General features: G+C 66.2%; 4 protein-coding genes. 2 read left to right on the forward strand and 2 right to left on the reverse strand.

What is annotated here, in order from left to right:
• Positions 1–8: 8 nt before the first annotated feature.
• Positions 9–15,065: a beta strand repeat-containing protein gene (locus ACQR1X_RS17040; protein ID WP_434899253.1), complete on the forward strand. Its 15,057-nt coding sequence runs from the start codon at positions 9–11 to the stop codon at positions 15,063–15,065.
• 110 nt (positions 15,066–15,175) lie between these two features.
• Here ACQR1X_RS17040 and ACQR1X_RS17045 read toward each other — a convergent pair whose 3' ends face one another.
• Positions 15,176–15,655 carry a hypothetical protein gene (locus tag ACQR1X_RS17045; RefSeq protein ID WP_315801373.1) on the reverse strand — a complete coding sequence of 160 codons (480 nt, stop codon included), beginning with the start codon at positions 15,653–15,655 and terminating at the stop codon, positions 15,176–15,178.
• Positions 15,656–15,889: 234 nt separating this feature from the next.
• Here ACQR1X_RS17045 and ACQR1X_RS17050 point away from each other — a divergent pair, with 234 nt between their 5' ends.
• Positions 15,890–17,788: an acyltransferase family protein gene (locus tag ACQR1X_RS17050; protein ID WP_434899254.1), complete on the forward strand. Its 1,899-nt coding sequence runs from the start codon at positions 15,890–15,892 to the stop codon at positions 17,786–17,788.
• On the opposite strand, the gene ACQR1X_RS17055 is transcribed toward ACQR1X_RS17050, so the two are convergent.
• Positions 17,785–19,686 (reverse strand): acyltransferase family protein, encoded by a 1,902-nt coding sequence (locus ACQR1X_RS17055; RefSeq protein WP_434899255.1) that lies wholly within the window; start codon positions 19,684–19,686, stop codon positions 17,785–17,787. The two genes, ACQR1X_RS17050 and ACQR1X_RS17055, sit on opposite strands and share 4 nt — an antisense overlap.
• Positions 19,687–19,869: the final 183 nt, after the last annotated feature.

Consider the following 19,869-nt stretch of genomic DNA (forward strand, 5'->3'; position numbering starts at 1 on the left):
TTTGGCGCATGAATGCTCCTGTCCTGCTGGCCCAGTTGACCGGCACGTCCACGCAGCCATCCAGCGCCTCGGCCAAGCACCTCAAGATCGGGAAGCCACAGGGCAACCAAGCCGTCACGGTCCATCTCGACGGCCCGAACCAGATCGATTTCAGCGACATTGCCAGCGAGCGGCTGACCTTCGTCAAGATCGGCAACCGCCTGATCATCCTGTTCGATAATCAGTCGACGGTCTCGATCGACCCGGTTTTCGACACCAACGGCGCCCCGCTGAAGGACGTCAGCTTCGAAGTCGGCCCCGATCGAATCATCAATGGCGATCAGTTTGCCGAACTGTTTCCGATCACCACCGACCAGTCGGTGCTGCCGGCCGCGGGGACGCCCGGAGCGCCGGGCGTGCCTGCCGGCGCGAACTTCGGAACGTTCAAGGTCGACCCGCTGACTGTCGGCACGCCGCTGGGGCTGCTGGGAGCCGAAGACATCGGCGCTCAATTCGGCGACAGGCCGGTCACGCCGAATCCGACGCCGATCGCCGGCGTTGCCGACAGCGTCGTGCTCAACGAGGACGGATTGTCCGAAGGCCGGCCCGGCGGCAGCGGCGATATCGGCGGCGTGGCGACGAGCTTCACCGGTTCGCTCAACGTCGATTTCGGCACCGACGTGATCGGCCGCGCCTTTGCGTTCGCGGCGTCGCAGCCCGGTCTCGCCGGACTGACCTCCGGCGGCCAGGAGGTGCATTTTGCGATCACCACCGTCAACGGCCAGCCTGAGCTGATCGGCTATATCGGCAGCGATCCATCGATTACCGCCAATCACGTCTTCACCGTCACGCTCGACGCCAACTCGACGATTGCTGGCACCTATACGGTCACGCTGCTGCTGCCGCTCGATCATCCGGTCTTCGGCACCGAAGACACGCTGAACCTCACCTTCAACGTCATCGCCATCGACGGCAGCGGCGACACCGCGCCGGTGACGATCGTGATCGGCATCAACGACGATTCGCCGGTCGCCGGCACCGTCGAGGCGATCAATGTCGCCGAGCACACCGGCGGCGGCAGTGAGGGCGGCGGGGAGAGCGAGCTCGGCGCCAAAATCGTGGGCGACGCCAAGCCCTCGGGCGGCGACGGCTTCGAGCCGACCACCGCGAGCGTGGACCTCCACATCGGCTGGGGCGCCGACAACGGCAACAGCAAGGTCGATGGCGGCTCCAACGGCACCGTGGTCGACGGCGACCGCTCGCTGGTGTTCGACGCGTCCGAGATCGCGACCCTGCAGGCGCTGGGCCTGACCTCGAACGGCGAGGCCATCTCCTACACGCTGTCCGCCAACGGCACCGAGATCATCGCGACCGCGGGCGAAGGTGACGGCACGCGCATCATCTTCAGCGTGTCGCTGTCCGACACCGGCTCCGGCAGCGCCACCTTCACGCTGTCCGACAATATCGACCACAACGGCGCCAATGACGCGTCGCTGCCGCTGACCTTCAAGGTGGTCGCGACCGACGCCGACGGCGACCCCGTCAACAGCGCCTTCACCGTCAATGTCGCGGATGACGGCCCGAGCTTCGGCGAGAAGCCGAGCTATTCGGTGGTCGACGAAGACGGCCTCGGCAATGCCGGTAACAGCTACGCCGACGGCCATGACGCCTATGGCGAGGACCTGACGGTCACCGATACCCTCGGAATCCGCTGGGGCTCCGACGACGCCAACAACAATGTCGACGGCGGCATCAGCGGAACGCCGGTCAACGGCGACCGCGCCGTCACCTTCGCCGCGAACGTGGTGGCCTCGCTCGAGGCGCAGGATCTCACCTCCGACGGCTTTGCCCTGCGCTATGACGTGTCGGCGAACGGCACCGTGCTGACCGCCTATCGCTACGATGCCGCGCACGAGACCTATGTCGACGCCAACGGCAAGCCGCTGGAAGGCGAGGGTCTGTCGGGCGCCGTGGTTTTCACGGTGTCGCTGTCAGACCAGGGCCATGGCTCCTACACCTTCGCGCTGTCGGGCAACCTGGATCAGCCGGTGCACGGCACCGAGGACGACATCACCCTCAACATCGGCTTCGTCGCGACCGATTCCGATGGCGATGCCATCACCGACACCTTCACGGTGAAGGTCAATGACGACGCACCGAGCTTCGGCGAGAAGCCGAGCTATTCGGTGGTCGACGAGGACGGCCTCGGCAACGCCGGCAACAGCTACAAGGACGACGGCGACGCCTATGGCGAAGACCTGACGGTCACCGATACGCTCGGCATCCGCTGGGGCGCCGACAGCGCCAACAGCCATGTCGACGGCGGCATCGATGGCACGCCGGTCAACGGCGACCGCGCCGTGACCTTCGCGGCCGACGTGGTCGCGACGCTCGACGCCCAGAATCTCACCTCGAACGGTTTCGGTCTCACCTATGTCGTGTCCGAGAACGGCACGCTGCTGACGGCCTATCGCTACGACGCCGAGCACGAGACCTATGTCGGCGCGGATGGCAAGGCGACGGATTCGGCCCATGCGACGGTGTTCACCGTGTCGCTGTCCGATCAGGACCACGGCTCCTACACCTTCGAGCTGAAAGGCAATCTCGATCACCCGGTGCACGGCACCGAGGACGACATCACGCTCAACATCGGCTTCGTCGCCACCGATTCCGACGGTGACGCGGTCACCGACAGCTTCACCCTGAAGGTCAACGACGACGCGCCGGTGTTCGGCGATGCGCCGAGTGCCGGCGTCGTCGACGAGGACGGCCTCGGCAATGCCGGCGACAGCTATCCGCACGGCAGCGACGTCGTGGGCGCCGATCTGACGGTGACCAGGTCGCTCGCGATCCTGTGGGGCGCCGATAGCGCCAACAGCCATGTCGACGGCGGCATCGATGGCGCCCCGGTCAAGGGTGATCGCGCCGTGACTTTCGCTGCCGACGCCGTGTCCTCGCTCGAGGAGCTGGGGCTGACGTCGAACGGAGCGGCGCTGAGCTATCAGGTTTCCGAGAACGGCACGCTGCTGACCGCCTATCGCTACGACGCCGCCCACGAGACCTATGTCGACGCGAACGGCAAGCCGACGGAGGACCTCGCCAGCGCCACGGTGTTCACCGTGTCGCTGTCGGACCAGGACAACGGCTCCTACACCTTCAACCTCACCGGCAATCTCGATCACGCGGTCCACGGCAGCGAGGATAATCAGGGGCTGAATTTCAGCTTCGTCGCCACCGATTCCGACGGCGATGCGATCCACGGCAGCTTCAATGTCGAGGTCAATGACGACGCCCCGGTGTTCGGCGAGCGCGTCAGCTACTCGGTGGTCGACGAGGACGGTCTTGGCAATCCCGGCAACTCCTATGCGGACGGCAAGGACGCTGCGGGCGCCAATCTGACGGTGACCGATTTCCTCGGCATCCGCTGGGGCGCCGACAGCGCCAACAGCCATGTCGACGGCGGCATCAACGGGGTGCCGGTGAACGGCGACCGCGCCGTGACCTTCGCCTCCGACGTGATCTCGACGCTCACCGCACAGCATCTGACGTCGAACGGCGTGGCGCTGAGCTACACCGTGTCAGCCGATGGCACGCTGCTGACGGCCTACCGCTACGATGAAGCGCATCACACCTATGTCGACGGCCAGGGCCATGCAACCGGCGATCCGGCCAAGGCCGCGGTGTTCACGGTGTCACTGTCCGACCAGGGGCAGGGGTCCTACAGCTTCACGCTGATCGACAACATCGATCATCCGGGCCACAATACCGAGGACGACGTCACGCTCACCCTCGGCTTCGTCGCCACGGATTCGGATGGCGATGCGGTCTCCGACACCTTCAAGATCAAGATCAACGACGACGCGCCGGTGCTGAACCGGGAGATTGCGACTGGCGTGGTCGATGAGGACGGGCTTGCCACCGGGCTCGCGGGCGGGCCTGGCGACGTTCCCGGCCAGAACACCGTCGCAACGGGTGCTCTCGGCATCTCCTGGGGCGCCGACAGCGCCAACAATCTCGGCAATGTCGGGATCACCGGTGCGTCACCGGTGAACGGCGACCGCGCCGTCACCTTCGCCTCCGACGCCACCACCACGCTGGCCGCGCAGCACCTGACGTCGAACGGCGTCGCGTTGTCCTACGGCCTCAGCGAAGGCGGCACGCTGATCACCGCCTACCGCTTCGACGGACAGCATTACATCGACGGCAACGGCAACTGGACCAGCAACAAGGCCAATGCCGCCGTGTTCACGGTGAAGCTGTCCGATCTCGATTCGGGCTCCTACACCTTCACGCTGCTCGACAATCTCGACCACCCGGTGCCCAACACCGAGGACAGCATTGCGCTGACTCTGAAATACGTCGCCACCGATTCCGACGGCGATCAGATCGGCGGCACGTTCAAGGTCAGCGTCAACGACGACAGCCCGGAGGCGCATACCGGGACGGCCAAGAGCATCAACGAAGCCGATCTCAACGCCGGCGGCGGCGATTGCGGCCCCGATTTCGGCGTTCATGATGGCGGCAGCCATGATCCCCAGGTGACCGGCGCGCTCAACATCAAATGGGGTGCCGACAACAACGACAACGGCGCAGCCGATCGCTCGGTCCGCTTCACCAACACGTCCAACGCCGCCGCCGACGTCCATGTGACCAACGGCAGCGATGTCGGTCTCAGCGGCCTGACGTCGGACGGTCAGCAGGTGAAATACGCCTTCGATCATGGCGTGCTGGTCGGTTACACCGGCAACAGCCTCAATTCCGGTCAGCGCGTGTTCGAGGTCTCGCTCGATGACGACGGCACCGGCACCTACACATTCAAGCTGCTCGGCAATCTCGATCATCCGGCGGGGCAGGGCAGCAACGTCGTCAAGCTGACCTTCGACTACACGGCGACCGATTCCGACGGCGATGCGAGCAGCAGCACCTTTACCGTCACCGTCGTCGACGACGTCCCGACGATCGGGCACGCCGAGAGCGAGACGGTCAGCGAATCCAACCTGCCGACCGATCTCTACGACGTCTTGTTCCCGGATTCGCCGTACTCGACCGTGCAGACCGGGCATCTCGCGATTTCCTGGGGCGCCGACGACAATGATTCCGGCGCGACCAACAACCGCTCGGTGGCGTTCTTCGACACGACCGCACCGGCAGGGCTGACGTCGAACGGCTATGCAATCAGCTATGTGGTCTCGTCCGACGGCACCACGTTGAGCGCGGTGACCACCGACCACCGCACCGTCTTCACTGTCACGCTGAGCGACGACGGCGACGGCAGCTACAAGTTCACGCTGCTCGACAACCTCGACCATGGCAAGTCGGGTGCCGACAGCCTGGCGCTGAGCTTCGGCTTCAAGGCCACCGATTCCGACGGCGACAGCGCCTCCAGCAGCTTCACGGTTGCGGTGACCGACGACGTGCCGACCGTCGGCTGCGCCGAGGACGAGACCGTCAGCGAGGCCAACCTGCCGACCGACGGTTACGACACCAGCCACCCGGATGCGTCGAACTCGACGGTCCAGACCGGCAGCCTCGCCATTTCCTGGGGCGCCGACGACAACAATACGGGTGTCGGGCACAACCGCGCGGTGGCCTTTACCACCGTCGCCGGCGCCACGGGCCTGACCTCCGACGGCTCGGCGATCAGCTACACGATCTCCGGCGACGGCACCTTGCTGACGGCGGTCACCGCGGATCACCGCACCGTCTTCACCATCCAGCTGTCCGACACTGGCGACGGCAGCTACAAGTTCACGCTGTACGACAACATCGACCACCCGGCGTCCGGCCAGAACGGCACCAGCCTGCCGCTGACCTTCGGCTTCAAGGCCACGGATTCCGACGGCGACAGCGTCAGCAGCAGCTTCAAGGTCAACGTGCTCGACACCGCGCCGGTGGCGGCGGCCGGCGATGCCAGGACCGTCGACGAGGACGATCTGCCGAGCGGCACCGATTCCTCCAAGGAGCCGACCTCAGTCAGCGGCGACCTCAACGTCAGCTGGGGCTCCGACGACAGCAACAAGACCTCGGGCGCCGGGCTCGGCGACCGATCGGTCACCTTCCGCTACGCGAGCGCGGGCGCGAATGTCGACGCCGAGGACAGCGCGGGCCACAATCTGACGCTGACGTCGGACGGCCAGACGGTGAAGTACAGCTTCGAGAACGGCGTGCTGGTCGGCTACACCGGCAGCGATCTCGCTCACGGCACCCGCGTGTTCGAAGTGTCGCTGAGCGACCAGAACGACGGCTCCTACAGCTTCAAGCTGCTCGGCACCCTGGATCACCCCGCCGGCAGCGGCGAGAACTTAGTCAAGCTGTCCTTCAGCTTCACGGCGACCGACGGCGACGGCGACACGTCCAGCAACAGCTTCACGGTCTCGGTCAAGGACGACGTGCCGGTGCTCGGTTCGGCGGCCGCCGCGACGCTGACCGAGAACACCACGGGATCAGCCGGGTCCGAGGTGTTCCAGACCCAGACCGCGGCCAATGTCGCGCTCAACATCAATTGGGGCGCCGACGACAACAATTCGGGCGCGGCCAATCGCAGCGTGGCGTTCGACAGCGCGATCCATACCGGCGATGTGGTCAAGACCACCGGCGCGGGCAGCCCGACCCTGACCTCGAACGGCACGGCGGTGCAGTTCATCCGCGTGTCGGACACCGAGATCTGGGGCGTCGCCAACGACAATGGCGGCCAGCTCACGACGAACGACCGCAAGGTGTTCCACATCACGCTGTCCGACGATGGCTCGGGCAGCTATACCTTCGAGCTCCTGGACAATGTCGATCACGTCGGCTCGGGCCAGACCAACGCGCTGTCGCTGAAGCTCGGCTTCACCGCGACCGACGCCGACGGCGACACCGCCTCGGGCGGCAACTTCACTGTCACCATCAATGACGACAACGGCCGGCCTGCGATCGGCACGGCTGACGCCGGGACCGTCGACGAGGATGGTCTTTCCGGCGGCAACACCGGAGCGGCGACTGGCGACGTCGCCGGCGCCAATGTCACGGCCAACGGCTCGCTGGCGATCTCCTGGGGCGCCGACGACAACAACAGCGGCAGCGTGAACCGCGCGGTCGCGTTCAGCGGCATCACCAACGGCCAGAACGTCACCTCGGACGCCGGTCTGCTGACGGTCGAGGGCGTCCAGGTCAAGCTCTGGGTCGTCGGCAATACGGTCTATGGCTACACCGGCAGCAATCCGACCAACGGCAATCCGCCATCGGCGGCCAACCAGGTGTTCAAGGTCTCGCTCGATGATTCCGGCGCGGGCAGCTACAGCTTCACGCTGCTGAAGCATGTCGATCATCCGGCCGGCCAGAACGAGAACGACGTCAAGCTGAGCTTCGGCTTCACCGCCACCGATGCGGATGGCGACAGCGCCAGCTCCTCGTTCGCGGTGACGATCGACGACGACACGCCTGTCGCGACCGCGGCGGTGCTGAGAGCCAGTGTCTACGAGAGCGAGCTGCCGAACGGCACGGTGGTGACCGCCACCGGTAACCATGGCGGCGACCTCAACGGGGACGGCAACGGCAACGACTCCTACTTCACAGGCAATCTGAGCTCGCTGGTGTCGTTCGGCGCCGACAAGCCCGGCACCTATACGGTCGAGAAGACCAACCTTGCGCCCGAGCTGCTGTCGCTGACGTCGAGCGGCGTAGCGCTGACCTACAGCATCGGCGTCGACAACACGCTGATCGCCAAGGCCGGCGGGGTTACGATCTTCGAGTTCCAGGTCGACCCCAACACCGGGCAGTATTCGTTCCGTCTGAAGGGCGCGCTGGACCACGTCGGCACCGGCCATGACAACGCGCTCACGCTCGATCTGTCGACCGCGGTGACCGCCACCGATTCGGACGGCGATTCCGTCGCGCTGCACGACCAGATCATCATCACCGTCAACGACGATGCCCCGCAGTCGCAGGATGTCGACATTGTCGCGGTCTCGGAGGCGGCCGGCAATGTCTCGACCGGCGCGGTCGATCTGCGCATCACCTACGGAGCCGACGGCGACAGCTCCGGTCCGTCGGTGACCTTCTTCGGCTCGTCGCCGGTCCGCGTCTACGATGCGGCCAATCACCAGCTCTCCGGGCTGACCTCGCTCGGCTTCGGCCTGACCTATGTGATGTCGGCGGATCATACGACGCTGACCGCCTATCGCATGAGCGGTGGCAGCTATATCGGGCAGAACGGCCAGGTGACGGGCAATGCCGCCGATGCGGCGGTGTTCACGGTGACGCTGTCGGAGGCCGGCACCGGCTCCTACAACTTCATTCTGCTGCAGCCGCTCGATCACCCCGCGCCGATCGGGACCCCGAGCGCGGCCGATCAGTATCTCGACCTCAACTTCGCGTTCGCGGTCGAGGATCGCGACCACGACGTCTTCACCAACAATTTCACCATCCGGGTCGATGCCGCAGGCACCGTGACGACGACGCGCTATGACGCGCCGAATTCGCCGGTGTTCGTCAATCTCGGCGACAGCTCGGCGACGGTCCTCGGCGAGACGGTCGGCGCCCACAGCGTGACCGACCGTGCCTCGGTGACCGACAAGGTCGTCGGCACCGACAAGCTGGGCGGCGTGACCGAGGCCCACGGTTCCGGCGGCGACGACATCCTGGTCGGCGGCAGCGGCGCCGATGCGCTGTATGGCGGTGCTGGCAACGATGTCATCAAGGGCGGGGCAGGCGACGACCGGCTGTTCGGCGGCGCCGGCAACGACACCTTCCTGTACACCGTTGGCGACGGCAGCGACGTCGTCGACGGCGGCTCGGAGTCCGGCGCGGCCTATCCGAACTACGACGTGCTCGCGATCACCGGCGATGCCAATGCCCGCAATTTCACCATCGGCAAGACCTCGACCGGCACCGAGATCAATCCGACGCTGAACGACCCCTCGGCCAGCAACGCCACCGACATTCTGGTGCGCTACGACGGTCCGAACGGCGCGACCATCCGCGCCGACGAGATCGAGCGCATCACCATCACCGGCGGCACCGCCAGCGACACGGTGACGATCACCGATATCAGCGGCACCGCGATCGCGCCGTCGACCATCGTGTTCAACGGCGGCTCCGGCAACGACACGCTGGATCTTGTCCGGTTTGCCGGCAACACCAGCGTCGTGTCCGACGGCGGCGCCGACAGCGACACCGTCAAGTTCGGCTTCAAGTTTGCCGACGCGACCTACACCAAGGTGTTCGCGACGGACGGCGTGACGCTGATCGGCGTGCAGGTCACCCACAACGGCCTGACCGACACGTTTACCAACTACGAGAGCTTTGCCTTCACCGACGGTACGCGCACGCTGACCGGCGTCTTCAACACGCCGCCGGTGGCGCACGACGATGTGGTGCAAGCGAGCGAAGACAGCCCGCTCACGGTCAACGCGCTGCTCAGCCTTCTCAACAACGACACCGACGTCGACAACAACACCTTGACCGTCACCGGCGTGTCGAACGCGACGCATGGCTCGGTGTCGCTGAGCAACGGCAACCCGGTGTTCACGGCGGACAAGAACTTCTCCGGCGTTGCCGGCTTCGACTACACGGTCAGCGACGGCGATGGCGGCACCGCGACCGCGCATGTCACGGTCGACGTCGCGCCGAAGGCCGACTCGCTGACGCTGAGCTTCATGGACCTCGGCCCGGCCTCGGGCGCCGAGGATCAGACGATCGACCTGAAGCTCATCAGCGCCGCCGTCACCGATACCGACGGCTCCGAAAGCGTGCGGCTGCTGATTTCGGGCTATCCGGCCGGGGCGACCTTCTCGGTCGGCCATGCGGGAACCGGCGCCGACGCCGGCAAATGGGTGATCGACGACGCTGCAGCGATTGCCGCGTTCGACAGCCATCCGCTGCAGGTCACGCCGCCCGCAAACTACAACGGCACGTTCTCATTGTCGGTCGTCGCCGAGGTCACCGACCACGCCACGTTGTCGGACGGCAACGTCCATACCGATGTCGCCAACACCGCGCTGCAGACGATCGACGTTACGGTGACCCCGGTCAACGACGCGCCGCAGATCCATGCGCCGGCGCAGGTGACGACGAACGAGGATACGCCATTCGCCTTCACCGGCGCGAACGCGTTCACCTTCTCCGATGCGGACGGCGACGTCGTCGAGTTCGTGCGGTTCGACATCTCCGGCGGTACGCTGTCCGTTCCGTCACTCGGCGTCATCGACGCCAGCCAGACGCTCACGATGAGCGGGTTCAAGATCAGCGATCTGAACACCTATCTGGCCTCCGCCGTGTTCACGCCGACCGCCGACAACGACACGACGGGATCGGTCACGATCACCATCAACGACAACGGCAATACCGGCAGCGGCGGCAATCTCAGCGCGACGCAGACGATCACGATCAACATCAATCCGATCGAAGATGCCCCCACGGCCGTGGATGACACAGCCAGCGTGAACGAGGACACGACGCTGACGGTGTCCAATCCGGTGCAGGGCGTTCTGCACAACGATCGCGACCCGGACACGGGCGACACGCTGAGCGTGGTGGCGGGCGACTTCACGACGGCCAAGGGCGGCACCATCCACTTCAATGCCGACGGCACCTATGTCTACAAGCCCAAGGCCGATTTCTACGGCGCGGATACCGTGGACTACACGGTGCGTGATGCGGCCGGACAGACGGACATCGGCAAGCTGACCATCAACGTGACGCCGGTGAACGATGCGCCCGAGGTCCACGCCCCGGCGCACGTGACCGCCAATGAGGGCGTCGCGTTCGCTTTCACCGGAGCCAACGCGATCACCTTCTCCGACGCGGACGGCGATGTCGTCGAGTTCGTGAAGTTCGACATTTCCGGCGGCACGCTATCCATTCCGTCACTCGGCGTCTTCGATGCCAGCCAGACGCTCACAATGAGCGGGTTCAAGATCAGCGATCTGAACACCTATCTGGCGTCCGCCGTCTTCACGCCGAACAGCGACCATCCGGGATCGGTCACGATCACCATCAACGACAACGGCAATGTCGGCGGCGGCGATCTGAGTGCCACGCAGACGGTCAGCGTCGATGTCATCCCCGCCAATCACCCGCCGGTGGCGAACTCCGACACCAACGCGGTGCTTGAGGATGGCACGCTCAACATCGCGGCTGCGAATGGCGTCGTCCGCGGTACGACCGGCGGCTCGGTCGCCGACAGCGACGTCGATAGCGGGACGTCCTCGCTGGTCGTCTCCGGTGTCGTTGCCGGCACCGGCAGCGTGACGCAGGGCACGGGCATCGGTACCTCGATCGAGGGCACCTACGGCCATCTGACGCTGAATTCGGACGGCTCCTACACCTACGTGGCCGACAAGGCCGACGCGCTGGCCGCAGGCGTCAACGCCGTCGACACCTTCACCTATACCGACAAGGATCCGTCGGGCGCGGTGTCGAACACCGCGACGCTGAAGATCACGGTCACCGGCGTCAACGACGCGGCCGTGATCAGCGGCGACGCCACCGGCACGATCGCCGAGGAGGGCGGCATCGCCAACAGCCAGAGCAGCCCGCTCTACGGCATCGCCCGCGGCGACCTCAACTCGACCGACGTCGACGGTCACAACGACGTGTGGCAGGCGGCCTCTTCGAACACGGCCAATGGCTACGGCTGGTTCGACATCGGCAGCGACGGCAAGTGGACCTACGGGCTCTACAACAACAATCCGACCGTCCAGGCGCTGAAGGAAAACCAGACCACGCTGACCGACAGTTTCACGGTCTATACCGAGGACGGCACCGCCAAGACGGTGACGATCCAGATCATCGGCAACAATGACGCGCCGACCTTGCAGAACGCGCTGGCCGACCGCAGCTCGGCGGAAGACCAGCCGTTCAGCTTCGCCATCCCGTCCAACACCTTCGCCGACGTCGATGGACGTTTCGACGGCAGCAATGGTCCGCTGACCTTGTCGGCGAACCTGAGCGACGGTAGCGCCCTGCCGGCGTGGCTGCATTTCGACGCGACGACGGGTACCTTCAGCGGTACACCGCCGGCAAATTTCGCCGGCGCGGTCAACGTCACTGTCTATGCCAGCGACGGCGAGTATGCCGCCTCTGACGCCTTCACGCTGACGATCACGCCGGTCAACGACGGCGCTGCGGCGGTGACCGTGTCGGGCACGGCGACGCAGGGCCAGACGCTGACCGCCAATCTCGGCAGCGATCCGGATGGTGCCGCGTCGAACGTCGTCTATCACTGGCTGCGGGACGGCGCCGTCATCAACGGCGCGACGGGCTCGACCTACACGCTGGGGTCCAACGACGTCGGCCACAAGATCTCGGCCAACGTCACCTACACCGACGGCCAGGGCTTTGCCGAGAACGTGACCAGCGGCCAGACCGGCTCGGTCACCGCGCCGAACCACGCGCCGACCTTCGGAGCGGGCACGACCACGGCGAGCGTCACCGAGGACGCCTCGTATGCGGCCCCGGCCGGCAACCTGATCCAGAACGGCTCGTTCGGCTACTACAACGGCAACTTCTATACGCTGGATGCGTGGACGGTCGGGGGCGCCCATGCCGTCACCGTCGTGGGCGGCCGCACCGACGGCGGCTCGGCCGATTTCTACGGCGCATCGAGCTCGATGAGCCAGACCATCAGCACCGTCGTCGGCATGACCTATACCGTCGACTTCTACGTGATGACCTACGGCACGGCCCTGACGTCGGGCGTCGACGGAACGACCGTTCTGACGACGAGCGCCTGGAACCTCGGCTGGACGGAGCAGACCTACCAGTTCACCGCGACCTCGACGACGACGACCATCAAGTTCGCGAGTGGGGGCGGCGCCGTCATCGACGACATCTCGGTGCAACCGAGCACGGCCCTGACGCCGGGCGTGGAGAAGGCGTCCGGTGCGATCGCCTTCAACGATGTGGACGGCGACGCCCAGACGGTGACCACCACGACCCCGGCGGGCAGCAACTATTACGGCTCGTTCAACGCCACGGTGGACAACGCCGGCCACAAGGTGAACTGGACGTTCACCGTCAACGATTCCGACATCCAGTCGCTGCGCGCCAGCGACCATATCGATCAGACCTACACGGTGAAGATCGACGACGGCCATGGCGGGACGACCACGCAGACCGTCACCGTCACGGTGAACGGCGTCAACGATGCGGCGTCGATCACCGGCACGGCAAGCGGGACGGTCAAGGAGGACGGCACGCTCACGGCCGGCGGCACCCTGACGGTTGCCGACGTCGACAGCGGCGAAGCCCAGTTCCAGACGCCGGCGTCGCTGGCAGGGACGTATGGCACCTTCACCTTCAATGCGGCGACCGGGGCCTGGGGCTATACGCTGAACAACTCGGCGGCCAACGTGCAGGCGCTCAACAATGGCGACGTCAAGCACGACACGCTGACGGTGAAGTCGGTCGACGGCACGGCCAGCCAGGTCATCGACGTGACCATCAACGGCACGAATGAGCCCGCGCCGCTGTCGGTTGTGGACACCACGAGTGCCGATGGACGCTATGCGCTGTCGAAGAACACCGACTCGCCGAACGTCATCAGCCTGGATGCGGCGACGCTGTTCTCAGGCGGAACGGGGACGGTCACCTACACCTACAGCCTCGTCTACAGCTCGACCGGCGACGACAGCTGGATCCACCGGACCGGCAATCAGTTCACCGGAGATCCGAACAACAACGACGCGGGCCTGTACGTCTACAAGGTCACGGCCACCGATTCGGTGTCGTCCGTGTCGACCTATCTGGCCTTCAACGCGCTCGACAATGGCGCCTTCAATCTCACCATCAACTCGCTGTCGGACAAGTCCTATGTGACCGGCTCGGCACCTTGGCTGTCCGGCTACAGCGCCAATGACGGCGACGCGATCACCGCCACGGTCGACAACCCGCTCGAGGCCAACGCCAACGGTGGCTACGACGTGATGATCGGGTCGAGCGGCGGCAACAACTTCAATGGCGGCGCCGACGATGACGGCATCTACGGCCTCGGCGGCAACGACACGCTGCTCGGCGGCGCCGGCAACGACTACATCAATGGCGGCGCCGGCAACGACTCGATCCGGGGCGGCAGCGGCAACGACGTCACGATCGGCGGCTCGGGCAACGACACCTTCTACTGGGGCGTCAATGACGGCGTCGACATCGTCGACGGCGGCACTGGCACTGATACGTTCGTCATCGAGGGGACGTCGTCGCAGGATCTGATCTACGTCACGTTGGCCGGCGGCGTCATCACCGACGTCAACGGAACCAAGCTCAGCAATATCGAGGCGGTGACCGCCGATCTCGGCGGCAGCAGCAGTGACACGCTGACCTATATCACCAGCGAGGACGTGACGGTCAATCTCGGAGCCGGCACCGCCACCGGCTTCAGCTCGATCGCCAACATCGAGCGCGTGACCGGTGGCTCGGGCGACGACATCCTGATCGGCAGCAGTGCTGCCAACACGATCAATGGCGGCGACGGCGACGACATCATCCGCGGCGGTGGCGGCAACGACACCATCGACGGCGGGGCAGGGATCGACCTGCTCGATTTCTCCGACGCGACGGCCGGCTTTACGTTGACGCTGACTCAGAGCTCGACCGCCACGAACGTGTCCATTCCCGGTCTCGGCACGGACAGCTACAAGAATATGGAAGGCGTGATCGGATCGAACTACAATGATACGATCATCGGGTCGGGCAGCGCTGACGTTCTCATCGGCGGCGCCGGCTCCGACCAGCTCACCGGCAACGGCGGTTCGGATACGTTCAAGTGGAACGCCGGTGACCTGGCCGGCGGCGGCCTCGACACCATCCTGGACTTCCAGACGGGCACCTCCGGCGACGTCATCGACCTCTCCGGCCTGCTGGCGAGCGTGTCCGGCAACCACGCCGACGCGGTGCGCTTCGTCGACGGCGGCGGGCACTCCAGCCTCGCCTCGGCCAATGGCAGCGGCGTGCTGAACAACGGCGACCTGACGCTGCAGGTCAATACCGGCTCCGGCTGGACCAATGTGGCGACCATCAAGGACACCGGCACCAACCTCACGGGCGGCGACGACGTCATCAAGATGATCCTCGACAACAGCCACGCCCAGACGCAGGTCCACGTCTGATCCCGGCCGGCGTCGGACGAGCAAAAGGGCCGCCGATGAGGCGGCCCTTTTTCATGGCTGGAGGCGGCTTCATCGCTGGAGGCGTCGTCGCGCCGTCGATGCGTTGCGGCTCAGATCTTCTGCCCCGCCGGCCCGACGCCGACGTTGATGATGATCCGCTGCACTTCGGTGCGGCCCTGCGGGAACTTGACCTCGAGCGTCACCGTGTCGGTGCCGGCGAAATCGGCCTTCGATTGGTAGAAGGCGATGAAGCCCGGCACTTCCAGGGCGAGGCATTGCTTGTAGTTGGTGGCACTGACCTTGCCGCGCTTGATCGTGACGGTGCCGTTGCCCGGCGGCGTCACCAGGCGGATGGCGGGAAGGGGCCCGGATGAGCAGTCGGACTGGACGTTGAGATAGATGCCGACCTGGATCGGCTTGCCGGCAACGCCCTTGGCGTTGCGCTCGACCGTGGTCTGAGCGGGAGCAGGCGCTGCGGCGCCGGGAGCCGGCGTCTCGGCTTGCGCCGAGGCTGCGGTGGTCGCCGCCAGCAGCGCCGCGACGGCTATTCCCGCGAACGCTGCCCGCCATTCTCTTCGCAACAGGTTCATCACCGCCCTCAGCCCCGCATTGTCCCTCAGCGCCGCCAGATTGCCGTATTCAAGCCGATCGTTCAACGGATTGCCGAACTTGCGGCCGAGTTCGGCAAACCCCCTTCACGTCCGCCACGCCGCCGCCGGCGCGGTGTCATCGGATGGGTCCGATGACGTCATGACTGTTTCCTGCTGTTGCCATCCGTGTCTGCGCAACTCGTCCGCCTCGAGGAATGCGCGGAGTGGACGACATTGGAACGCAGTCATCGGGCTGACATCGATGCCCTCCGGGCGATCGCCGTCGTCATCGTCATCCTCTTCCACCTGAGGATCACCGGCTTCGAGGCCGGCTATGCCGGCGTCGACATCTTCTTCGTCATCTCCGGCTATCTCATCACCGGGCAGATCCTGCGCGATGTCGGCGCCCGGCGCTTCTCGCTGTCGGAGTTCTATCTGCGGCGGGCAAGGCGCATCCTGCCGGCGCTGGTTGTAACCATTGCGGCCACGTTCGCGGTCGGCTGGCTGTTCCTGTCGCCGGAAGCCCTGCGCCAGCTCGCCAAGGAGGCGACGCATGGGCTGCTCTCCATCGCCAACATCCAGTATTGGCGCGAGGCCAGCGCCTATTTCGCGCCGAGCGCGGATCAGTTGCCGCTGCTGCACCTGTGGTCGCTGTCGGCGGAGGTCCAATTCTACGCGCTGGCGCCGCTGCTGCTGATGTGGCTCGGCACGCGCCGGCATGTGTTCCGCGCCATTGCCGCGATCGGGTTGTTGTCCCTTGCCGCGGCCGCACTCTGGTCATCGCGCGATCCGGACGCCGTGTTCTTCCTGACGCCATTCCGGGTGTTCGAATTCGCCATCGGCGCGCTCGCCATTCCGCTCGAGGCTCGCCTGGCAGCGTCGCCGCGCGCCCGCTCTCTCGCCGCCGCCTGCGGTGATGTTCTGTTGTTCGGCAGCCTTCTCCTCATCGGCTACTATCAGTCCCAGGCAGGCGTCGCCGCGCTGCTGCCCTGCATCGCCACGGCCGTCATCATTGCGGCCAATGCCCCGACGTCGCTGGTGATGGCTCGCCCGGTGCACGCCATCGGCGCCGCCTCCTATTCGCTCTATCTCGTGCACTGGCCGGTGATCTTCTTCGTCCGCTTCATCTTCGGCGATGCGGCGCAGACCGCGGCCGGACTGGCAGCGCAGCTCGCGCTGATGGCAGTGCTGACCACGCTGATGTTCGCCATCGTCGAGCGGCCGCTGCGGCGGCTGCCGTGGCCGCGCGTCGCGCAGGTGGCGAGCTTTGCGACGGTGCTTATCGTCGGTGCCGCGCTCACCCACGTCACTTTCCGCGCCAACGGCGTCGTGTCGCGGCTGCCCGACGATCAGCTCGCGCTGTTCCAGCTGCAGGGCTTCGGCCTCAACAAATGCGGCCGCGCCGTCGGCCGTCTGTGTGCGTTCGGCGATCTCGAGGGTACGCGCGGCGTCGAGCTGCTCGGCGATTCCTACGTTCAGCAATATGTCGCCGCGCTCGATGCGACGCTGAAGGCGCGCGGCATGATCGGGCACGTCTCCACCATGAGCGGATGTCCCACCCTCGCGGGGCTCACCGCCGAGGGACCTCGCGCCCAGGTCTGCGCCGAGCTGCGCGACAGCGAGCTGCCGCGGATCCGGCAGTCGCCGGCCGATTTCGTCGTGATCGGGCAGGCATGGCAGTATTATCTCGATCTCGGTGATGGGCCGGCAGCGCGGACCCGCAACGCCGCGGTCGCCGGTCATCTCGCCGAGACCATCCGTCTGCTCGATCGGCCCGGCCGGCATTTCCTCGTCGTCGGCGGCCAGGTCCGTCCGGTGAATTGCGCCTTCGATCAGTTGCGCATGCTGCCGGGGCCGCGCTGGCACGCGCCCGCCAAGCCGTGCGATGCCGTGCCGAAGAGCGAGGCAATCGCGACCAACCGCGTCATCGACGCCGTCCTGTCGGAGGCGATCAGGCCGCTCGACAAGGTGACGCTGCTCAGGCCCTCGGAGGTCTATTGCGACCAGGATTGCCCGGTCGTCGAGGATGGCGTGTGGCTGTTCCAGGATGCCGGCCATTTCACCGTGGCCGGGGCCCAGCGCATGGGCGAGCGCGCCGCGCCGGTGTTCGCGAGGTTCCTGTCGGACGACTAGTTGGCGCTGTTCGCCGTCAGTTGCGGCGCGCTTGCGGCCGCGGCCAATGCAGGCGACGCCGCGACGATCCGTGGCCCTGCGAGCTCCGAACCCTGCGCCGTGAGATGGCCACCGTCCCAGGCGAGCGGCGCGCCGTCTGGGGTCTGGAGCGCGCAATCTCCGGCCGGGCACAGCAGCGCGAGCAGCGAGACGTAGTCGGTCCGCGCTGAATCCTTCAGCAGAACACGCATGAAGCCGTCGACCTCGCCGAGACCATCCAGCATGTGCCCGTCGGTCGAGACGCCGAAGCGCTTCGCGGCAATCAGCAGATGCGGCAGTGGGCGGTCGAACTGCGGGCTCGGCCCGACCACCACCACCTTGCTGCCGTTGTCCGTGATCGCCTTGATCGTGGCGAGCAGGCTCGCCTGTGCGGCCGGCGTCATCGCGGTGCGCGTCCAATTGCCCGAGAGAACGACGATGTCGGGTGTGAGCTCGCGCACCAGAAGTGGCAGCCGGCGGTTGAAATCCGCACAGGCGGCGGACTGGCCTGCTTCGGCGTGAGGAACGCATTGCGCGAGGCTGGCGCGCAGCAGCGAGGCCTGGGGCAGGGCTCGCTTCAGGCCAGGGATGAGGTGAGCAGCGTGGCTGTCGCCCCACACCAGGATGCGCGGGCGCGGGCCTTTGGCAAGGCACGACGGCTGCAACGCCTCGAAGGTCTGGCCCGGATCGAGGAAGCAGGTGCCGCTCTCATAGGCGGACTTATGATCGTAGCTGATGAATTGCGCCAGCATCCGCTCCTGCGGCGAGAAGCGGGCGGGAAATCCGGCAAGCCCGATGATCGCGAGTGAGGCCAGCAGCACGACCGATGCGCTCGCGACCAGCGCGCGCGCCGTGACCGGCGACTGCGCCTGCCTCGCCGGCTGCTCGATCAGATAGAAGCTCGTCAGCGCCATCGCGGTGCAGGCGCCGAGCAGCGCCAGCTTGTGCTGAATCGAGCTCGGCGGACCCCAGACCGCCGTCGCCAGCGAGACGACGGGCCAGTGCCAGAGATAGAGCGAGTAGGACCACAGCCCGACCGCGATCATCGGTTTGACCGCGGTCAGCACGGCCTTGCTCGGGGACGGGTTGGCCCAGATCACGGCGGCGGCGCCGAGGCACGGCAGCAGCGCGGCCGTGCCGGGATAGGGCGTGTGCGGCGAGAACAGGTTGACGGCGGCGCCGAGCGCGATCCAACCCAGTGCGGCCAAAGTGATCCTGAGCCACTGGCTGTGCGGCGCCGGCGGGGCTTCCATGGCCAGCAGCGCGCCCAGCGCGAGCTCCCAGACCCGGGCCGGCAACAGAAAGAACGCGGCGGCGGGCTGCAGCCGGGTCTGGATCACGCAGAGCAGGAACGAGGTCGCGCAGATCCCGGCGAAGCTCGCAAGCATCAGCGGCCGCCGCAGCGCGAAGGCGGCGAGCGCCAGCATGGGAAACAGCAGATAGTACTGCTCCTCGACCCCGAGCGACCAGGTGTGCAGCAGCGGCTTGGTGATGGCGGCGGCGTCGAAATAGCCCTGCTGCGACCACAGCAGGACGTTGGAGCAGAAGACGAGCACGGCCAGCGCCTGCTGCGCCACCGCCACCGCGTCCCCAGGCAACAGGATCACGCTGGCGGCGAGCAGGGTCACGCACAGCATCGCCAGGGCCGCCGGCAGGATGCGCCGGGCGCGGCGCCGGTAGAACGCCGCGAACGAGAACGTTCCGGTCTGCACCTCCGCATGAATGATCCGCGTGATCAGGAAGCCCGAGATGACGAAGAAGATGTCGACGCCGACATAGCCGCTGCGAAACGGCGAGATGTCGTAGTGGAACGCGATCACCGAGATCACTGCGAAGCCGCGCAGGCAGTCGATGTCGGGACGATAGCCGGTTGCGCTCAAGGGTTCTGTCCGGACGCTCGCATCTGGCGGCGGCCGTCAATTCCCGACGGTCACTGCACGCAGGCGACCCTGGTAGGCTCCGATTGCAACCGCATTGAGGGATTCCTGCGGCACCGTTGGTCGTGCAAACAGGACACAATGCCATCGAATTGAGATCGCAGCGGGAATCCGCGGCTTGCCTTC

Source organism: Bradyrhizobium sp. HKCCYLRH3073, assembly GCF_051167995.1.
Classification (GTDB): domain Bacteria; phylum Pseudomonadota; class Alphaproteobacteria; order Rhizobiales; family Xanthobacteraceae; genus Bradyrhizobium.